The sequence below is a fragment of the Mesorhizobium sp. M1342 genome (assembly GCF_040317955.1).
Lineage (GTDB): Bacteria > Pseudomonadota > Alphaproteobacteria > Rhizobiales > Rhizobiaceae > Mesorhizobium.
In genome coordinates this window covers 172,485-191,268 of record NZ_JAMYLI010000008.1, presented here as the reverse complement: position 1 = coordinate 191,268, position 18,784 = coordinate 172,485, and the positions used below count along the sequence as shown (strand labels likewise).

General features: G+C 61.9%; 14 protein-coding genes. 8 read left to right on the top strand and 6 right to left on the bottom strand.

Annotated elements, in window-relative coordinates; genetic code table 11:
• Positions 1 to 49 precede the first annotated feature (49 nt).
• Both NKH06_RS10705 and NKH06_RS10700 read right to left on the bottom strand, forming a co-directional pair.
• On the bottom strand, positions 50 to 997 hold the full coding sequence (locus NKH06_RS10705) for an NAD-dependent epimerase/dehydratase family protein (protein ID WP_352441339.1): 948 nt from the start codon (positions 995 to 997) through the stop codon (positions 50 to 52).
• Positions 994 to 2,310 carry an O-antigen ligase family protein gene (locus tag NKH06_RS10700; RefSeq protein ID WP_352441338.1) on the bottom strand — a complete coding sequence of 439 codons (1,317 nt, stop codon included), beginning with the start codon at positions 2,308 to 2,310 and terminating at the stop codon, positions 994 to 996. The genes NKH06_RS10705 and NKH06_RS10700 overlap by 4 nt, the downstream gene beginning before the upstream one ends.
• Positions 2,311 to 2,798: 488 nt before the next feature.
• Here NKH06_RS10700 and cysD point away from each other — a divergent pair, with 488 nt between their 5' ends.
• Genes cysD through cysQ form a run of 3 tightly spaced genes read left to right on the top strand, consistent with a single transcriptional unit; the run spans position 2,799 to position 6,443 of the window.
• A complete protein-coding gene (gene cysD, locus NKH06_RS10695; protein WP_023808519.1) occupies positions 2,799 to 3,704 on the top strand; it encodes a sulfate adenylyltransferase subunit CysD in 906 nt (301 codons plus the stop codon).
• Positions 3,705 to 3,706: 2 nt separating this feature from the next.
• The gene (gene cysN / locus NKH06_RS10690) at positions 3,707 to 5,644 is read left to right on the top strand and encodes a sulfate adenylyltransferase subunit CysN (RefSeq protein ID WP_352441337.1); all 1,938 of its coding nucleotides are present in this window, start codon (positions 3,707 to 3,709) and stop codon (positions 5,642 to 5,644) included.
• A 10-nt stretch (positions 5,645 to 5,654) separates the two neighbouring features.
• A complete protein-coding gene (gene cysQ / locus NKH06_RS10685; RefSeq protein ID WP_352441367.1) occupies positions 5,655 to 6,443 on the top strand; it encodes a 3'(2'),5'-bisphosphate nucleotidase CysQ in 789 nt (262 codons plus the stop codon).
• A 15-nt stretch (positions 6,444 to 6,458) separates the two neighbouring features.
• Here the strand turns inward: cysQ and NKH06_RS10680 are convergent, their stop codons facing one another.
• From NKH06_RS10680 to NKH06_RS10665, 4 genes are all read right to left on the bottom strand, one after another.
• Complete coding sequence (locus tag NKH06_RS10680; protein WP_352441336.1) at positions 6,459 to 7,601, bottom strand: DegT/DnrJ/EryC1/StrS family aminotransferase; 1,143 nt, start codon at positions 7,599 to 7,601, stop codon at positions 6,459 to 6,461.
• Between the two features lie 248 nt (positions 7,602 to 7,849).
• Entirely contained in the window at positions 7,850 to 8,773 is a 924-nt protein-coding gene (locus tag NKH06_RS10675; RefSeq protein WP_023808514.1) for a carbohydrate kinase family protein, read from the bottom strand.
• Positions 8,770 to 9,216 carry an RbsD/FucU family protein gene (locus NKH06_RS10670; RefSeq protein ID WP_023808513.1) on the bottom strand — a complete coding sequence of 149 codons (447 nt, stop codon included), beginning with the start codon at positions 9,214 to 9,216 and terminating at the stop codon, positions 8,770 to 8,772. The genes NKH06_RS10675 and NKH06_RS10670 overlap by 4 nt, the downstream gene beginning before the upstream one ends.
• Complete coding sequence (locus tag NKH06_RS10665; protein ID WP_352441335.1) at positions 9,216 to 10,442, bottom strand: ROK family transcriptional regulator; 1,227 nt, start codon at positions 10,440 to 10,442, stop codon at positions 9,216 to 9,218. The genes NKH06_RS10670 and NKH06_RS10665 overlap by 1 nt, the downstream gene beginning before the upstream one ends.
• A gap of 209 nt (positions 10,443 to 10,651) precedes the next feature.
• On the opposite strand from NKH06_RS10665, the gene NKH06_RS10660 reads away from it, so the two are divergent.
• The 5 genes from NKH06_RS10660 to glgB all read left to right on the top strand — a co-directional run bounded on the left by NKH06_RS10660 (position 10,652) and on the right by glgB (position 18,738).
• Complete coding sequence (locus NKH06_RS10660; protein ID WP_502895158.1) at positions 10,652 to 11,686, top strand: sugar ABC transporter substrate-binding protein; 1,035 nt, start codon at positions 10,652 to 10,654, stop codon at positions 11,684 to 11,686.
• 159 nt (positions 11,687 to 11,845) lie between these two features.
• A complete protein-coding gene (locus NKH06_RS10655; protein ID WP_352441334.1) occupies positions 11,846 to 12,907 on the top strand; it encodes an ABC transporter permease in 1,062 nt (353 codons plus the stop codon).
• Positions 12,883 to 13,692, top strand: coding sequence for an ATP-binding cassette domain-containing protein (locus NKH06_RS10650; protein ID WP_352441333.1), 810 nt, complete (start codon positions 12,883 to 12,885; stop codon positions 13,690 to 13,692). The genes NKH06_RS10655 and NKH06_RS10650 overlap by 25 nt, the downstream gene beginning before the upstream one ends.
• Positions 13,693 to 13,927: 235 nt before the next feature.
• A complete protein-coding gene (locus NKH06_RS10645) occupies positions 13,928 to 16,396 on the top strand; it encodes a glycogen/starch/alpha-glucan phosphorylase (RefSeq protein WP_352893013.1) in 2,469 nt (822 codons plus the stop codon).
• A 128-nt stretch (positions 16,397 to 16,524) separates the two neighbouring features.
• Positions 16,525 to 18,738 (top strand): 1,4-alpha-glucan branching protein GlgB, encoded by a 2,214-nt coding sequence (gene glgB / locus NKH06_RS10640; protein WP_352893012.1) that lies wholly within the window; start codon positions 16,525 to 16,527, stop codon positions 18,736 to 18,738.
• Positions 18,739 to 18,784: the final 46 nt, after the last annotated feature.

The window sequence follows — 18,784 nt, the reverse complement described above, 5'->3', positions numbered from 1 at the left end:
GCGGAGCATGATCCCAAAACTGGAAGCCGGTTTTTGGGAAAGGTCATGGTCAAACAGGAAGTCGAGATTTATTGAGCCGCGCTAGCTCGGCCAGCCGCTCCAGCGTGCCGGTTTCAGGCACCCATCCTTGCGATATCAGCAGGGCAGGATCGCATATCTGTGTCGCGGTCATGCTGTCCCAAAATGCCTGCTTGCCCAGCATGGCAGCGGCCGGCCGCATCAGGCCTGCCGGCACGGTCATCAGGCGCATCGGCCGTCCGAAACCCCTGCGAAAGGCGGCGATGATGGCGGTGACTGCGACCGGCGGTACATCGGCGCCGACATAGATCGGGCAAAGTGACCCCGAATGGCTCAGCAGGTGCGACACCGCTCGCACTGCGGCCCCGGCAGACATCAGCGAGCGGATTCCCGTCAAGGCGCCGGTCGGCAGCGGCAGTGCCGTATCGGCCAGGCGCATCAGCGTCGCCAGATTTCCCCTCATGCCGCTTCCATAAACCGGAGGCAGGCGCAACACGGCGGCGTCCGAGCGGCCGTGTAACGCGTAAGCGTCCAAAACCTTGATCTCGCCTTCGCGCTTCGAGCGTCCATAGGCGCATTGTGGGGCAGGAAGCGTGTCCTCGTAGATCGTTGCGCTGACGTGCGCGCCGATCACCGCTCGGATCGAGGAGAGATGGATGAAGCGTCCGCTGGCCTGTGCCGCCGCTGCATGCGCCAGCCGCGCGCTCAATTCCACATTGACCGCCCTGTAATCGGCTTCGGTTGCATTTCCCTGATCATTGTTGAGGCCGGCGCAATGGACCACGTCAGTCATATCCCGGGTCAGTTCCAGGAAGGCGGCGGCCGGCGCGTCGAAACCGGGCATCGGCACAGTCTCGTTTTCCGAACCCAGCCTCTCGGGATGGCGGGAGGCGAGGCGAAGCTCGGCACCGGCTTCGCGAAGGTGGCGCACGACAAGACGCCCGATGAAACCTGTCGCTCCCGTGACCAGAACCTTCATGGGCTTGCCCGAAACAGCTCTTTGCTGACTACTCGCTCTTCCATCACTGGCGCAGGTGCCTGCTCTTCCAACAACGGAACCTGGCGGCCGGAGGCGAGATATGTTCCGCTCACCAGGAAGACCATCAGCACCGAGTCCAGAATGTCATGGCCGATCAGGATGCCTGTCATTCCGGCCGTCAGATAGGTGATCACCACGACGACAATCATGGTCGCGCCGAACCGCTCGCTCGGATCGCTGCTGTTTCGCAAGACCCGGACGGCATTTCCAGCGGCAACGATAAAGATCGCCGCCAGCGTCACGGCGCCCAGAATTCCCGCTTGCACCAAGGCGGTCAGGAAGCCGTTGTGAAAATGGTTGAAGCCTGTGTCCATCGCGAACTGCTCATGAAAGCCCTGCTTGATCAGAAGCTGGGTTGCACCCACACCGTGCCCGAACAGTGGCATGTCATGGAATGCTTTGAGTCCGATCTCCCAAAGCGCAACACGTATTCCCAGCGAGGTGTCGTAGTTGCCGCTGGCTCCAAGCGCACCCCAATCGGAGCGCAAAAAGTCGACCCGCCCGGATATCGCCTGGAAGCTGGAAGCGGCGATCACGACGCCGACCGCCGCCAGCAGCAGCAGCAGGCGAACGGCATTCCTGCCTCTGAGCCTGTGCCGGTTGATCAGCATGACGGCGATACCGGTGATCAGCAGTGCCAGCCAGACGATACGCGAGCCGGAATAGATGACGGCGATCGTCCCGGCCAGTGCCGCGTAGAAGAGGGGTGTCCGGGCTTGCTCAATACCGGACAAGGCGCCAGCCACACACATGACCACGGCAAGGCAGACGACGGTTGCGAACACGATCGGATTTCCAGCTCCCCCCTCGGCCCTGACGCCAATCCAATATTGCTGGATGACGGCTATGAGCAGCGCGACAAAGCAGGCGGCCATGCTGGAAAGCACGATGATGCGGGCAAGCGTGGTTTTCTGCGTGATGCTCCAGGTCGAATAGGACACGGGGAAAAACAGGAAGGTCACCAGCGGGATAAGATGCGGCGCATCCCGGGCGAACGAATTGTTGACGATGGAAGCCAGGAGATTGGAGGCGCAGTAGGCATAGATCGCGACCGTCATCCAGATCATGGGCCGGTCGGCGTTGAAGCGCCTTTTCCGTAAAGCAATCAGCAGGACTGACGAAAGGCCTCCGCCATTGAATACGAAGCTGACCACCGATCCCAGAACCGGTGGAAAAAAGAAGCAAAGGATGGAGAAGTAGTTGTTGATCCGCGAAGGCGTGAATTGCTGTCTCAGGGATGAAAGCCGGGTCAATTTTCGGGCTCGCTGTCTTCGGCAAGTTTCATGCGGCGGATCTGTTTAGCGAAGTTGAATGCGCTCGCCTCGAAATTGCCCATGCCTCATGATGCACTTGCCCGCTTCCCGAGGCTGGTATAGCGGCTGCCCCCCATTTTCGATAGTGTATAGGGCAGATTGCCACCGAAAATCGGCGGCAGGCGCGGGCCGACCAGAGGAAGTCACTTGAAAGCCGCACACTGGTCCATTCAAGCAATATTTTCCCCGCGTTTTCTGGGCCGTTGAGCTTGCGGGCAGGAATTTCCGGGTTTGCCGGCATCTGTGGAAAATTCATTCTCGAACCATGTGCCGCCGGGCCAGTCTTGCATTGTTCTTGACAATGGCGATCTGCTAGAACGCCGGCACGAGAAAGATTGTCCGGAAACAAGGCTCGAACCGGGCGCGAAGAGCTCGATGATTTGAGGCAAGGTCTTCTGTTGGAAGATACGAAAGAACGCCCACGGCCCATGACAACAGCGCTTACGCATCTTCAGCGGCTTGAAGCCGAGTCCATCCATATATTCCGTGAGGTTGCGGCCGCTTTTGCCAAGCCGGTCATGCTCTATTCGGTCGGCAAGGATTCATCCGTGTTGATGCATCTGGCGATGAAGGCGTTTTATCCCGCCAAGCCGCCGTTCCCCTTTCTTCACGTCGACACGACGTGGAAGTTCCGCGAGATGATCGCCTTTCGCGATCAGATGGCGCAGAAACTCGGCTTCGATCTCCTGGTTCATGTCAACGAAGACGGCGTGCGCGACAACATCAATCCGTTCGACCATGGTTCGAACACCCACACCCATGTCATGAAGACCGTGGCGCTGCGCCAGGCGCTCGACAAATACGGTTTCGATGCGGCCTTTGGCGGCGCTCGTCGCGACGAGGAGAAATCGCGCGCCAAGGAGCGCATCTTTTCGTTCCGCAACGCTCAGCATGTGTGGGATCCGAAGAACCAGCGCCCCGAAATGTGGAAGATATTCAACACCCGCATCGCATCGGGTGAATCGATCCGCGTCTTTCCGCTGTCGAACTGGACCGAACTCGATATCTGGCAGTACATCCTGCAGGAAAGTATCCCGATCGTGCCGCTCTATTTCGCGAAGGAACGGCCGGTGGTGGAACGCGACGGCATGCTGATCCTGCGGGACGACGACCGCATGAAACTGCGCCCCGGCGAGACAGTGGAGAACAGGCTGGTGCGGTTCCGCACGCTGGGTTGCTATCCGCTGACCGGCGCCATCGAATCGGATGCCGACACGCTGGAAGCCATCGTCGGCGAAATGCTGACGGCACGCACGTCCGAACGGCAGGGTCGCCTGATCGACCGCGATGAAGCCGGCTCGATGGAAAAGAAGAAGCGCGAGGGGTACTTTTGACCATGCGCCACATCATGGCAAAGAGCCTCGCTCCCACCGACGACGTTCGCGACTATCTGGCTGCGCAGGAGAAAAAGTCGCTGCTGCGCTTCCTGACCTGCGGCTCGGTCGATGACGGCAAGTCGACGCTGATCGGGCGCCTGCTGTCCGACACCAAGCAGATTTTCGAGGATCAACTCGCCGCGCTCGAACGCGATTCGCGCAAGCATGGCACGACGGGCGACGACATCGATTTCGCGCTGCTGGTCGACGGTCTGGAGGCCGAGCGCGAGCAAGGCATCACCATCGACGTCGCTTACCGCTTCTTCGCCACACCGAAACGCAAATTCATCGTTGCCGACACACCTGGCCACGAGCAATACACCCGCAACATGGCCACCGGCGCCTCGACCGCCGACCTGGCAATCGTGCTGATCGATGCCCGGCAGGGGGTGCTTCGCCAGACAAGGCGGCATTCGATCATCGCCTCGCTGCTCGGCATCCGCCACGTCGTGCTGGCCGTCAACAAGATCGATCTTGTCGATTTCGATCAGGCGGTTTTCGACCGGATCGTCGAAGACTACGGGCAATTCTCACGCGATCTCGGCTTCCAGACCATTGTGCCGATCCCAATGTCGGCCCGTTATGGCGACAATGTCAGCCGCCGGTCGGAAAGCATGGAATGGTATTCCGGCCCGACGCTGATCGAGCATCTCGAAACCGTGTCGGTCGACGAAGCGATGGTCGAACTGCCGTTCCGTTTCCCGGTCCAGTATGTCAATCGTCCCAATCTCGACTTTCGCGGCTTTGCCGGCACGGTCGCCTCCGGCTCGGTTGCGCCCGGCGACGAGGTCGTTGTCGCCAAGTCCGGCAAATCCTCGCGCGTCAAGCGGATCGTCTCGTATGGCGGCGATCTCGCCCAGGCGGCCGTCGGCCAGGCCGTCACGCTCGTCCTCGATGACGAAGTCGAAATCTCGCGCGGCAACATGCTGGTTTCGCCTGCCGCACGGCCGCAAGTCGCCGACCAGTTCGCCGCCAACATCGTCTGGTTCGACGAGCATGCGTTGCTACCAGGCCGCTCTTACATCCTGCGCACCGAGACCGACCAGACCAGCGCCACCGTCACCGACCTGAAATATCGGATCAACGTCAATGACTTTGCCCATGAAGCGGCCAAGTCGCTCGAAATGAACGAAGTCGGCATCTGCAACATCTCGACGCGGACGCCGATCGCCTTCGATCCCTTCGCCGAAAACCGCACTACCGGCGCCTTCATCTTGATCGACCGCATCTCCAACGCCACGGTCGGCGCCGGCATGATCCTGCACTCGTTGCGCCGTGCCGAAAACATTCATTGGCAGTCGCTCGATGTGGGCAAGCGCGTGCGCGCCGACATGAAGAACCAGCGGCCCGCCGTGTTCTGGTTCACTGGGCTGTCGGGATCCGGCAAGTCGACCATCGCCAACCTGTTCGAAAAGAAGCTGTTCGCCACCGGCCGTCATACCTATATCCTGGACGGCGACAACGTCCGTCACGGTCTCAATCGCGATCTTGGCTTCACCGACGCCGATCGCGTTGAGAACATCCGCCGCGTTGCGGAAGTGGCGCGTTTGATGGCCGATGCCGGGTTGATCGTCATTGTTTCGTTCATTTCGCCGTTCAGCGCCGAGCGGCGCATGGCACGTGAATTGATGGCCGACGGAGAATTCGTCGAGGTGTTCGTCGATACGCCCTTCGAGGAATGCGCCAGGCGTGATCCGAAGGGCCTCTATGCGCGCGCGCTGAATGGCGAGATCAAGAATTTCACCGGCGTCGATTCCCCTTATGAAGCGCCGGAAACCCCGGAGATCCATCTGCGGACACTCGGCAAGTCGGCCGAAGAGATGGTCGACGCCCTGGAACACTGGCTGAACGAGCGCGACATTGCCGAAGACCAATACGATAGCGGCGGCGGCATCTGACGACAGGCTGATGCTCGAAATCTTCGAGCGCCTGGCTTTGTCGGCCGGGCGCGAGGTGATGCGCGTGTTCCACGCCGGCTGTGCGGTTGACCGCAAGTCCGACGCCTCGCCGGTGACCGAGGCGGACCGCGAGAGCGAAAAGATCATTCTCGCCGGACTGCGTGCCGCATTTCCCGATATCCCCTGCGTGGCCGAGGAAGAAGCTTCCGCCGGGATCGTGCCGCCCGACCTGGACGGGGCTTTTTTTCTGATCGATCCGCTCGATGGGACCAAGGAGTTCGTTAACCGCCGCACCGATTTCACCGTCAACATAGCGCTGGTTCGCGATGGAGTGCCGGAAGTCGGCGTCGTCTTTGCGCCCTGTACGGGGCGCTTCTTTTCCGGCCAGCCGGGCAGGGCGGAATCACTCGAAATCGACGGCGATTACCAGATCGTCGGCCGCCGGTCGATCGCGGCGAGAACGGCCGCGACGCCGCTGGCCGTCGTCGCCAGTCGGTCTCACAACACACCGGAAACCGAGGCCTATATTCGCGACCTGGGTGCCGCCGAAATCGTTTCGGTCGGTTCGTCCTTGAAATTCTGCCTTCTCGCCAGTGCCGAGGCCGATGTCTATCCGCGCTTCGGCCGCACCATGGAATGGGACACAGCGGCGGGCGACGCCATCCTGCGCGCCGCCGGCGGCATGACGCGCACGCTCGACGGCCAACCTCTGATTTATGGCAAGCGCAGGCAAAGCGACGACGAGGATTTTGCCAATCCGCATTTCATTGCCAGCGGCAGGGCGGCGGGCCCCGGCTGAGAAAGGCTCGGCAGCTTACTCCGCCGCGGCCTGCGCCGAATTCGAGCCGATATAGTTGCGGATCGTCTCGATGATGCGGTCCTGGTCGGCTTCGCTGAGATAAGGGTGCATCGGCAGACAGAGTATGCGCTTCGGCAGGTCTTCCGAAACGGCAAGGCCGCTCGGCGTGCGTGGGTAGTCGCGATAAGCGACCTGGGCATGCAGCGGCTTCACGTAGTAAATGACAGACGGAATGCCCTTTTCGCCGAGATGCGCCCTCAGCCCGTCGCGCTTGGCAGTCTCGATGGCGTATTGCGCCCAGGCCGAACGGCTGCCGTCCAGATTGCGGGCGGCGGTGACGATGTCGCCAAGCCCGTCGGCATAGCGCTTTGCCACCACCTGGCGCGCAACCATCTCGTCTTCGAGGATGGCCAGCTTCTCGATCAGGATCGCCGCCTGTATCGTGTCGAGCCGCGAATTGATGCCGACGCGGACATTGTCATATTGCGTTTCGCCCTTGCCGTGGAAGGCGAAGGATCTGAGCTGCTCGGCCAGCGCATCATCATTGGTGAACATCGCGCCGCCATCGCCGTAGCAGCCAAGCGGCTTGGCCGGATAGAAGCTGGTCGATCCGACATGGCCGAAAGCACCGCACATCTTGCCGTCGAGCGAACCGCCCATCGACTGGGCGGCATCCTCGATCACCATCAGCCCTTCGCGGTTGGCGATCGCCATGATCGCCTCGTAGTCGGCGGCAAGGCCGAACAGATCGACGGGAATGATTGCCTTCGGCTTCAGCCGGCCTTGCTTCTTGATCATGGCGATGGCCGCTTCGAGGCTGGCAATGTCGATGTTGTAGCTATGCGGGTCGACATCGACGAACACCGGCTCGGCCTTGGCCAGCGCCACCACTTCGGCGGTGGCGGCGAAAGTGAAGCTCGGCACGAACACCGCGTCACCCGGGCCGATGCCGGCCGCAAACAGCGGCAACAGCAGCGCGTCGGTGCCGTTGGCGCAGGCCACGACATGCTTGGTGCCGATATAGGCGGCAAGCTTATTCTCGAATTCGGTGACTTGCGGGCCAAGAATATAACGGCCTTCGTCGACGACACGGTCGATCGCGGCCTTCAGCCGGTCGCGGATTCGTTCGCGCTGCGCGCCAAGATCGATGAACTGCATGTCGGCCTCAAAACGGGTTAGCCAGATAATCGGCCGCTGGTACCAGAGTTGCGCTTGCCGAGAAAGCCGGGCAGGCGGAGCGCTAAATTGCCCAAGTGTCGCAGTCCGTTACCAGTATTTCCCGGCGAATGTCAGCCAGATGCCGGAAATCCGGGCTTCGTCGGGCGCCATCCCGCCCTCATAGCCCTGGAAAGAGCCCCTGCGAAACATAAAGTGATCGATTGGGCTCAGCTTATGTTGAGCGTTGCTCAGGCGATTTCATGTCGCCAGGGTGGATTGGCGCCGGCCCGCGACACGGTCACTGCCGCCGCCTTCGCGCCGAGCGCCAGCGCCTTGTGGATGGCGTCTTTCGACAAGCCGGAAATCGCCGCCTTGGTCAGCAGGCCCTGCTCATGCAAGGAGGCGAGGATGCCGGCGTTGAAGGTATCGCCGGCACCGACCGTGTCGACCACCTCGACCTTTTCCGGCATGACGGTGACGGCATGTTCCCTGGTATAGCCGACGGCGCCTTCGCTGCCATGGGTGACGACGATCAGCTTCGGGCCTCGATCCAGCCAGTTGCGGATGACATCCTCGTGCGAGCCGGCTTCGCCGAACCAGTTCAGATCTTCGTCCGACAGTTTCACGATGTCGGCCATCGCCATCATGGCGCGGATGCGCCTGAGGTGCTTGGCCTTGTCCGGGATGAAGTTCGGCCGGATGTTGGGATCGAGCATCATGACTCGACTTTCATGCTCGCGCCGCATGAATTCCTCATAGGCACTGCCGGCGGGCTCCGAAATCAGGCTGATGGCACCGAACAGCATGGCTTCGATCTCGCTGCCAAGCTGCGGTAGGTCGTCGACGGTCAGCATGCGGCCGGCGGTGTTCTCGTCATAGAAAGTGTAGGTCGCCTGGCCGTTGGTGAGCTTGACGAAGGCCAGCGTCGTTGGCCGTGGTGAGGTGTGCGCATAGGTGGAGCTGACCTTGCTTGCCCCCAGCGCATCCCGGAATTGGCCGCCGAACAGATCCGACGATAGGCCCGAAAAGAAGCCTGCCGGCGCGCCGAGCCGGCCAAGCGCGATCGCCGTGTTGAACACCGCGCCGCCGACATAAGGCGCGAAGGCCGGCTCACCCGCTGTCGTCGTGCGCGGCAGCATGTCGATCAGGGCTTCGCCGCAGCAGAGGATCATGGCTTCCTGGTCTCCGGCGGATGGATCACACCCTTGCGGATGATGATGTTGGCGTAGAGCCGCGGCTCGCTTGTCGCGACGATGGCGTGCGCCGATTTGACCCGTGCATAGAAGTCGGCGCCGGCCAGCGCAACCACCTTGCGGCCTGGCGCCCGTTTGGCGCAGATCGCCTCGATCTCATGATGGACGGGATCGGCAAGCGAGGGATCGCCCTTGACCGAGGCGCGAAACAGCGCCTCCGGCACGGCGTCATCGACAGGCAGGACACTCAATATCGCGTCGAGTACGGGGATAAGAGGGTGGCCATCGGCGCGCACCAGCCGGGTTGCCTGCTGTTCCGCCGGATAGTTTCCGTCGACAAGGGCGATTTCGTCGCCATGCCCCATGCCGCGCAGGATCGCCAGAAGCTCCGGACCGAGCAGCGCCGGAATTCCGATCAGCATCAGGCGCTCCTGGAAATCGTCGTCGAGCCGATCAGGAAGCGTTCGGAAAGTGGCAGGCTGGCGCCGCCGAGCGCCCGGGCATGGATGCCGACGGTTCCCTCGCGAATGGCGGGCAGCTTCAAGCCTTCGCCATCGATCGTGGCGATTGCCGCGATGATGGCGTCGACCAGCCGGCGACGCACCGCCTTCGGCATCCAGCCGTCGATCACCGCCGCTTCGAAATCGATGATCGAGGATGCGGCGACGATGGCGTAGGCGAGCGCTTGCGAGGCGCTGGCGATCCAGTCGTCGAGCTCGGGTCCGATCTCGCCCCAGTCTTCCGGCGAGGTCCACAGATGCGAAGCCTCGATGCCGCGCGCATTGAGCGCCTTTTCGAGCATGGCGATGGAAGCGACATCGATCAGTTGGGTCGGCTTGCCGTCCGGCCCGGGCACCGGCATGGAGCCGAGCGCTCCGGCATTGCCGGTCGGGCCGCCAAAAAGCCGGCCGTTCAGCACAATGCCGCCACCGGCAAAGGCACCGATATAAAAATAGACGAAGTCGCGCGCGGCGCCAGCCTGGCCGAAGACGAGTTCGGCGCCGCAGGCCGACGTGGCATCGTTCTGCAAATAGACCGGAAAATCGCATTGCGCCTGGATGTCGGCCCTGATGTCGCGGTGACGCCATTCGTCCATGACATCGCGCGGGGCGCCGGCGGTATCGGCCCAGTTCCACAATTCGAACGGCATGGCGATGCCGAGCCCGGCGATGCGCTTGTCTTGCGCGGGCGTCAGCTCGCCGCGCATCTGCCGCATGCCGTTGGCGACGAAGTCCACCGTCTCGCGCGGCGCCGGGTAGCGATAGGAATGCTGCAGCATCGAACGGACATGGCCAAGGAAATCTATCAATACCAGTTCAGCGCTGCGGCGGCCGATCTTCAGGCCAATGAAGAAAGCGCCTTCGGGATTGAGCGCCATCGGGATGGAGGGCTGGCCGATCTTGCCGCGCAACGGCGCCTGGCGCAGCAGAAGGCTTTCTTCCTCCAGCTCGCGCATGATGACCGAAACCGTCTGCGCCGAAAGCCCGGTCATGCGGGCGATGTCGGATTTCGCCAGACTGCCGTGCTGGCGCACCAGCGACAGCACCAACCGCTCGTTGTGGTCGCGCATGCCGCTCTGGTTGGTGCCGCGGTGAATGAGGCTGTCACTCACCTCGGGCGAACCGTGCCTCGCAATGGCGGTTTCCACCCTGTTCCTCCCGTCGTTTCCCCTCAATGCTTTTGGGCCAGAATGGGTGAATGAAGCAAGGCTGTCAATAATAAATAAGAGTGATTTAATTATTGACAGAGGCTTCGGCCTGGTGTCTGTTGAGGCAGCGTCCACGCTGGGAGAATTTCGTTGGATGCGCTGCAGGTGCCGGTTGGCCGGCATCGGAATGTTCCACTGGGAGGAAAATCGTGACCAATACAAAACTGTTGAAATCGACCGTGTTTGCCGCCGCGGCTCTGGGGTTGGTGGCGTTTGCGTCGTCCGCATCCGCGGCCGGTGTCGGTGCCTGTCTGATCACCAAGACCGACACCAATCCCTTCTTCGTCAAGATGAAGGAAGGCGCCACGGCGAAGGCCAAGGAACTCGGCGTCGACCTCAAGACCTACGCCGGCAAGATCGACGGCGACAGCGAGAGCCAGGTCGCGGCGATCGAAAGCTGCATCGCCGACGGCGCCAAGGGTATCCTGATCACCGCATCCGACACCAAGGGCATCGTACCGACCGTGAAGAAGGCGCGTGACGCCGGCCTGCTGGTGATCGCGCTCGACACGCCGCTCGATCCCATCGATGCGGCCGACGCAACCTTTGCGACTGACAATCTCGAAGCCGGCAAGCTGATCGGCGCCTGGGCAGCCGCCACGCTAGGCGACAAGGCCAAGGACGCCAAGATCGGCTTCCTCGACCTGACCCCGTCGCAGCCGACCGTCGACGTGCTGCGCGACCAGGGCTTCATGATGGGCTACGGCATCGATGTGAAGGATCCCAACAAGATCGGCGATGAGGACGATGCGCGCATCGTCGGCCACGATGTCACCAACGGCAACGAAGAGGGCGGCCGCAAGGCGATGGAGAACCTCCTGCAGAAGGACAACACCATCAACGTCATCCACACCATCAACGAGCCCGCCGCTGTCGGCGCCTACCAGGCGCTCAAGGCTGTCGGCCTCGAAAGCCAGGTGCTGATCGTCTCCGTCGACGGCGGCTGCCCCGGCGTGAAGTCGGTGGCCGAAGGTGTCATCGGCGCCACGTCGCAGCAATATCCGCTGCAGATGGCAGCGCTCGGCATCGAGGCGATCGCCGCCTTCGCCAAGGACGGAACCAAGCCGAAGCCGACCGAAGGCAAGAACTTCTTCGACACCGGCGTCAACCTGGTGACCGACAAGCCGGCCACCGGCGTGAAGTCCATCGACACCAAGGAAGGCCTCGCCAAGTGCTGGGGCTGATCCCGGTCTGACAGGCATCCAGGGAACCTGAGCGGCCGGGGCTTGATCCCCGGCCGCTTCGGGTGGACGATGGCTCGCGTGACCGCGAACAATCCCGGCAGCAGACCGGAAAGGCGTGGACTGGCGTCGGCGTTTGGCTGAAGCCTACGGGGAGTAAACATGGCTCAAGCTCAGGAATTCGAGAAGGTTCTCTCGAGCAGCGATACAAGCGTTGCCGCTTTTGACGAGCGCAAATCGGCCGTCAAGCGCATCCAGCATTTCCTGCATTCGACGCCGGCCGCGGTGCCGCTGATCGTGCTGGTTCTGGCGATCATCGTCTTCGGCATCACCATCGGAGGGCGGTTCTTTTCGTCCTACACACTGACGCTGATCCTGCAGCAGATCGCCATCATCGGCATTCTGGGTGCTGCGCAGACATTGGTCATCCTGACCGCCGGCATCGACCTGTCGATTGGCGTGATCATGGTGATTTCAGCGGTGATCATGGGCAATTGCGCGGTCAGCTATGGCATGCCGAGCGCGCTCGCCGTGGCGATCGGGCTTGCCGCCGGCGCGGCCTGCGGGCTGCTCAACGGGGTGCTTGTCGCCTACATGAAGCTGCCGCCCTTCATCGTGACGCTTGGCACCTGGAACATCGTCATGGCCACTAACTTCATCTATTCGGCCAACGAGACGATCCGCGACACCGATGTCGACACCCAGGCGCCGCTGCTGCATCTCTTTGCCATCAGCTTCAAGGTCGGCACGGCGGTGCTGACGCTCGGCGTCATTGCCACGGTCGTGCTCGTGATGATCCTCTGGTACGTGCTCAATCACACGGCATGGGGCCGCCATGTCTACGCCGTTGGCGATGATCAGGAGGCGGCGAAGTTGTCGGGCATCCAGACCAAGAAGGTGCTGATGACGGTCTACACCCTTGCCGGGCTGATCGCCGCTTTCGCTGCCTGGGTCTCCATCGGCCGCAACGGCTCGATCTCGCCGTCGGCCGCCGTCACCGACTACAATCTCCAGGCGATCACCGCGACGGTGATCGGCGGTATTTCCCTGTTCGGCGGACGTGGCTCGATCCTGGGCACGCTGTTCGGCGCGATGATCGTCGGCGTCGTCTCCATGGGCCTCAACATGCTGGGCGCCGATCCGCAATGGAAGGTGCTGCTCACCGGTGTGCTGATCATCGGCGCCGTGGCAGTCGACCAATGGATCAGAAAGGTTTCGGCATGACCACGACCCAGGAACCCATTCTCACCGCGCGTGGCCTGGTCAAGCGCTACGGCCGCGTCACCGCCCTCGACAACGCCGACTTCGACCTTTACCCCGGCGAAATCCTTGCGGTCATCGGTGACAATGGCGCCGGCAAATCGTCGCTCATCAAGGCGATTTCCGGCGCTGCCGTGCCCGATGAAGGCGAGATCCGGCTTGAAGGAAAACCCGTCTCCTTCAAATCGCCGATGGAGGCCCGCGAAGCCGGCATCGAGACCGTCTACCAGAACCTGGCGCTGTCGCCCGCGCTGTCGATCGCCGACAACATGTTCCTTGGCCGCGAAATCCGTAAACCGGGTTTTCTGGGCGATTGGCTTCGCATGCTCGATCGCCCGGCGATGGAAAAGCGCGCCCGCGACAAACTTACCGAACTTGGCCTGATGACCATCCAGAACATCAGCCAGGCTGTGGAGACGCTCTCGGGCGGCCAAAGACAGGGCGTTGCCGTGGCACGTGCGGCCGCCTTCGGCAGTCGGGTGGTGATCATGGACGAACCGACGGCCGCGCTTGGCGTCAAGGAAAGCCGCCGCGTGCTCGAATTGATCCTCGACGTCAAGAAGCGCGGCCTCCCGATCGTGCTGATCTCGCACAACATGCCGCATGTCTTCGAAGTGGCCGATCGCATTCACATCCATCGGCTGGGCCGTCGCCTCGCCGTCATCGACCCCAAGCAATATACGATGTCCGATGCCGTCGCCTTCATGACAGGAGCCAAGGCCCCGCCGGAGGCGGCGCTGGCGGCTTGATACATGTCGCCCAAAGTGGCTGGTGCTTGGCAACAGCGGCAAGCACGGAACAGGAATTTGAAGCGCGTCGCGCGGGCCGTCTTGACGCGTCACACTTCAGAATTGCCAAATTGCCGCAGGGGGCAAGCCGGATCGAACCTGTTTAAATCGATTGAATATATGGCGGTATCAGCTAGCATGGGCTGGGAGGAGCGATGAAAGCCGGTATGATCATGGCAACCGCACGAGAGGCATCATGACGAGCGCGATGACATCCGAACCCCTTCCGCCACTGCTCGAAAATCCTGATCCAAAGACACTCGCACGTGAAGTCTTGGTGGCCCTCAAATACAGGGTCGGCAAGGACACCACCGTTGCGACCCAGTACGACTGGCTGACCGCCTCGATCAAGGTCGTGCGCGACCGGATCGTCGATCACTGGATGCAGGCGACGAGAGAGGCTTACGACCAGAAGGAAAAGCGCGTCTATTATCTGTCGCTGGAATTCCTCATCGGCCGCCTGATGCGTGATGCCTTCTCCAATCTGGGCCTGATGGACAACATGCGCGAGGCGCTGTCGTCGCTGGGTGTCGACCTCGACTTGATTGCAGCACTCGAGCCCGATGCGGCGCTCGGCAATGGCGGCCTCGGCCGGCTCGCGGCCTGCTTCATGGAAAGCATGGCGACCGTCGACATTCCGGCGCATGGCTACGGCATCCGCTATGCCAATGGCATGTTCCGGCAGGAGATTCACGACGGCTGGCAGGTCGAACTGCCAGAGACCTGGCTTGATCACGGTAACCCGTGGGAATTCGAACGTCGCGAACGCTCCTTCGAGGTTGGTTTCGGCGGTTCGGTGGAATCGATCACCTCCAAGGACGGGCGCCTCGAACGCCATGTCTGGAAACCGACCGAGCATGTGCTGGCCGTCGCCTATGACACGCCCGTCGTCGGCTGGCGGGCCAACCGCGTCAACACGCTGCGGCTCTGGTCGGGGATGCCGGTCGATCCGATCCTGCTAGACAAATTCAATGCCGGTGACCACATCGGCGCGCTAGCCGAAAGCAACAAGGCCGATGCCTTGTCGCGCGTGCTCTATCCCGCCGATTCCCACAAGGCCGGGCAGGAACTGCGGCTTCGGCAGGAGTATTTCTTCTCCACCGCCTCGCTGCAGGACATCGTGCAGCGCCATCTGAGCCAATATGGCGACCTGAAGTCGCTGCCCGACAAGGCTGCGATCCACTTGAACGACACCCATCCCGCCATCGCCGTGCCGGAGTTGATGCGCCTGTTGATGGACGTCCACGGCATGGACTTCGACCAGGCCTGGGATATCACCCAGCGCACCTTCGGCTACACCAACCACACACTGCTGCCCGAGGCGCTGGAAAGCTGGCCGGTGCCGCTGTTCGAGCGGCTTTTGCCGCGCCACATGCAGATCGTCTATGCCATCAACGCTGAAGTGCTTCTGGAGGCGCGTGCTTCCAACCAGTTCTCGGACGAGCAGATTGGCCGCATCTCGCTGATCCAGGAAAATGGCGACCGCCGGGTGCGCATGGGCAATCTGGCCTTTGTCGGCTCGCATTCCATCAACGGCGTTTCGGCTCTTCACACCGACCTGATGAAGGAGACGGTGTTCGCCGACCTGCACAAGCTCTACCCCAATCGTATCAACAACAAGACCAACGGCATCACGCCGCGGCGCTGGCTGATCCAATGCAATCCCGGACTGACGTCGCTCGCCCGCGAGGCGATCGGCGACCGTTTTCTCGATGACATCGACGCCATTAAGGATCTCGACGGTTTCGCCGGCGATGCCGTCTTTCGCGACAAGTTCGCCGCCGTCAAGCGCGCCAACAAGGCGCGATTGGCCAACCTCGTCGCCGACCGGCTCGGCATCAAGGTCGATCCTTCGGCGCTTTTCGACATCCAGATCAAACGCATCCACGAATACAAGCGCCAGCTTCTGAACATCCTCGAGGCGATCGCCCTCTATGACCAGATCCGCTCGCACCCCGAGCGCGACTGGATGCCGCGCGTGAAATTCTTCGGCGGCAAAGCGGCGCCCAGCTACCACAATGCCAAGCTGATCATCAAACTCGCCAACGATGTCGCAAAAGTCATCAACCGCGATCCGGCCGTGCGCGGTCTGCTGAAGGTAGTGTTCGTGCCGAATTACAATGTCAGCCTTGCCGAGATCATGATGCCGGCCGCCGACTTGTCCGAGCAGATCTCGACCGCCGGCATGGAAGCGTCGGGCACCGGCAACATGAAGTTCGCACTGAACGGCGCGCTGACCATCGGCACGCTCGACGGTGCCAATGTCGAGATCAAGGAATGCGTCGGCGACGACAACATCTTCATCTTCGGCCTGACCACCGCCGAGGTCGCCGAGCGGCGCAACAACGGCTACGATCCGCGCGCCGTCATCGAAGGATCGCCCGAGCTGGCGCAAGCGGTCGCGGCTGTTTCGTCAGGCGTCTTCTCGCCGGACGATCCGGAGCGTTACCGCGACCTCGTCAACGGTCTCTACAACAGCGACTGGTTCATGGTCGCCGCGGATTTCGATGCCTACACCGCCGCCCAGCGCGAGGTCGATGCGGTCTGGCGCAACAGTCCCGACTGGTACGCCAGGGCAGTCCGTAACGTCGCGCGTGTCGGCTGGTTCTCCTCCGATCGCACGATCCGCCAATATGCGAAAGAAATCTGGAACGTGCCTGCCTGATGTGATTGCATGAGGCCGCAAACAATGTGGTCCCGGTGGTGTGAACTTGAAAGTCGGATCACACCACTAGAAAACAAACACTCGGTGCCTAAAACAAACACTCGGTGCCTGGGGAGGGACACTGCCTGATGAAGAAGCCGCGCGCGACCGCTGCGACAAGCGGGCCGGACGGACTGGCGGCAGCCAGCGATGTTGCGGCGATTGTTGCCGGTACGCATGGCGATCCGTTTGCCGTTCTCGGTGTTCAGGAGGATGGGAAGGGTTTTGTGGCCCGCTGCTTTGTTCCGAATGCCGAATTCGTCACCGCTTATACGCTGACCGGCACCATCGCGGGTGAATTGTCCAGGCGCGACGATGGCGGCTTTTTCGAAGGCAAGCTCTCGATCAAGAAGCGGCAACCGCTTCGCTATCACGCGCGCAATGCCGGCGGCGACTGGTGGCTGACCGATCCCTATTCGTTCGGTCCGGTGCTCGGGCCGATGGACGACTACTACATCGCCGAGGGATCGCATCTCAGGCTGTTCGACAAGCTCGGCGCCCATGTCATCGAGCACGAAGGCGCCACGGGCGTGCATTTCGCCGTCTGGGCTCCCAATGCGCGGCGTGTCTCTGTGGTCGGCGATTTCAACGAATGGGACGGCCGCCGGCACTCGATGCGCGACCGCCGCGACACCGGCATCTGGGAGGTGTTCATTCCCGATATCGGTGCTGGCCGGCCCTACAAATACGAGATCATCGGCCCCGACGGCGTCAGGCTGCCGCTGAAGGCCGATCCGTTCGCCTTCAAATCCGAACTGCGTCCGGCCACCGCTTCGGTCGTTGCTGTGCCGCCGGCGCATGAGTGGGGCGATGAGGCGCATCGCAATTTCTGGCGCAATGCCGATCACCGGCGCGAAGCCATTTCGATCTACGAGGTCCATGCCGGCTCCTGGCAGCTTCGCGACGACGGTACGTTCTTGTCATGGGACGAGTTGGCCGACCGGCTCATCCCCTATGTGGTCGAGACCGGTTTCACCCACATCGAATTCATGCCGATCTCTGAACATCCCTATGACCCGTCCTGGGGCTACCAGACGACCGGCCTCTACGCGCCATCGGCGCGCTTTGGCGATCCGGACGGCTTTGCCCGCTTCGTCGACGGCGCCCACCGTGCCGGCGTCGGCGTTATTCTCGACTGGGTGCCGGCGCATTTCCCGGTCGATGAGCACGGCCTGGCCAATTTCGATGGCACCGCGCTCTATGAACATGCCGATCCGCGCAAGGGGTTTCATCCCGACTGGAACACCGCGATCTACAATTTCGGCCGCCGCGAGGTGGTGTCGTTCCTGGTCAACAATGCGTTGTTCTGGGCCGAGAAATACCATGTCGACGGACTTCGCGTCGATGCGGTCGCCTCGATGCTGTACCTCGACTATTCGCGCAAGGCCGGCGAATGGATCCCCAACGAGAAAGGCGGTCGGGAGAACCTTGAGGCGGTCAACTTCCTGCAGAAGATGAACAAGGAGGTCTACGGCCACCATCCGGGCGTGATGACCATCGCCGAGGAATCGACCTCTTGGCCGAAGGTCTCGGCACCGGTGCATGAAGGCGGGCTGGGCTTCGGCTTCAAGTGGAATATGGGCTTCATGCACGACACGCTGGAGTATTTCTCCAAGGAACCGATCTTCCGAAAGCACCACCACAACGACCTCACCTTCGGCCTGACCTACGCCTTCTCCGAGAATTTCGTGCTGCCGCTCTCGCATGACGAGGTCGTGCACGGCAAAGGCACGTTGCTTGGCAAGATGGCCGGCGACGACTGGCAGAAGTTTGCGACGCTGCGCGCCTACTACGCTTTCATGTGGGGCTATCCCGGCAAGAAGCTGCTTTTCATGGGGCAGGAGTTCGCGCAGCGCCGCGAATGGAGCGAGGCGCGCGCGCTCGACTGGAACCTGCTTGAATTCCGGCCGCATCGCGGCGTCTGGCAGACGGTGCGCGATCTCAACTATCTCTACCGTTCGCGCCCGGCACTGCATGGCCGTGATTGTGAGCCGGAAGGGTTTTCCTGGCTGATCGTCGATGACAGCCAGAATTCGGTTTTTGCCTGGCTGCGCAGTGCACCGGGCGGCAGCCCGGTGGCCGTCATTTCCAATTTCACGCCGGTGCCGCGTGACAATTATCGCGTGCCGTTGCCGATATCAGGCAAATGGCGCGAAATCATCAACACCGACGCTTCCGAATATGGCGGGTCCGGCAAGGGCAATGGCGGCATGGTCGAGGCACGGGCGGAGGGAGGAAGCATCTCCGCGACGATGCTTTTGCCGCCGCTGTCGACGATCATGCTCGAGCTCGTTGCCGACTGAGCCCGTCGAGACTGAGTAAAACGGCGATATCGAGTAACTTGGGAGG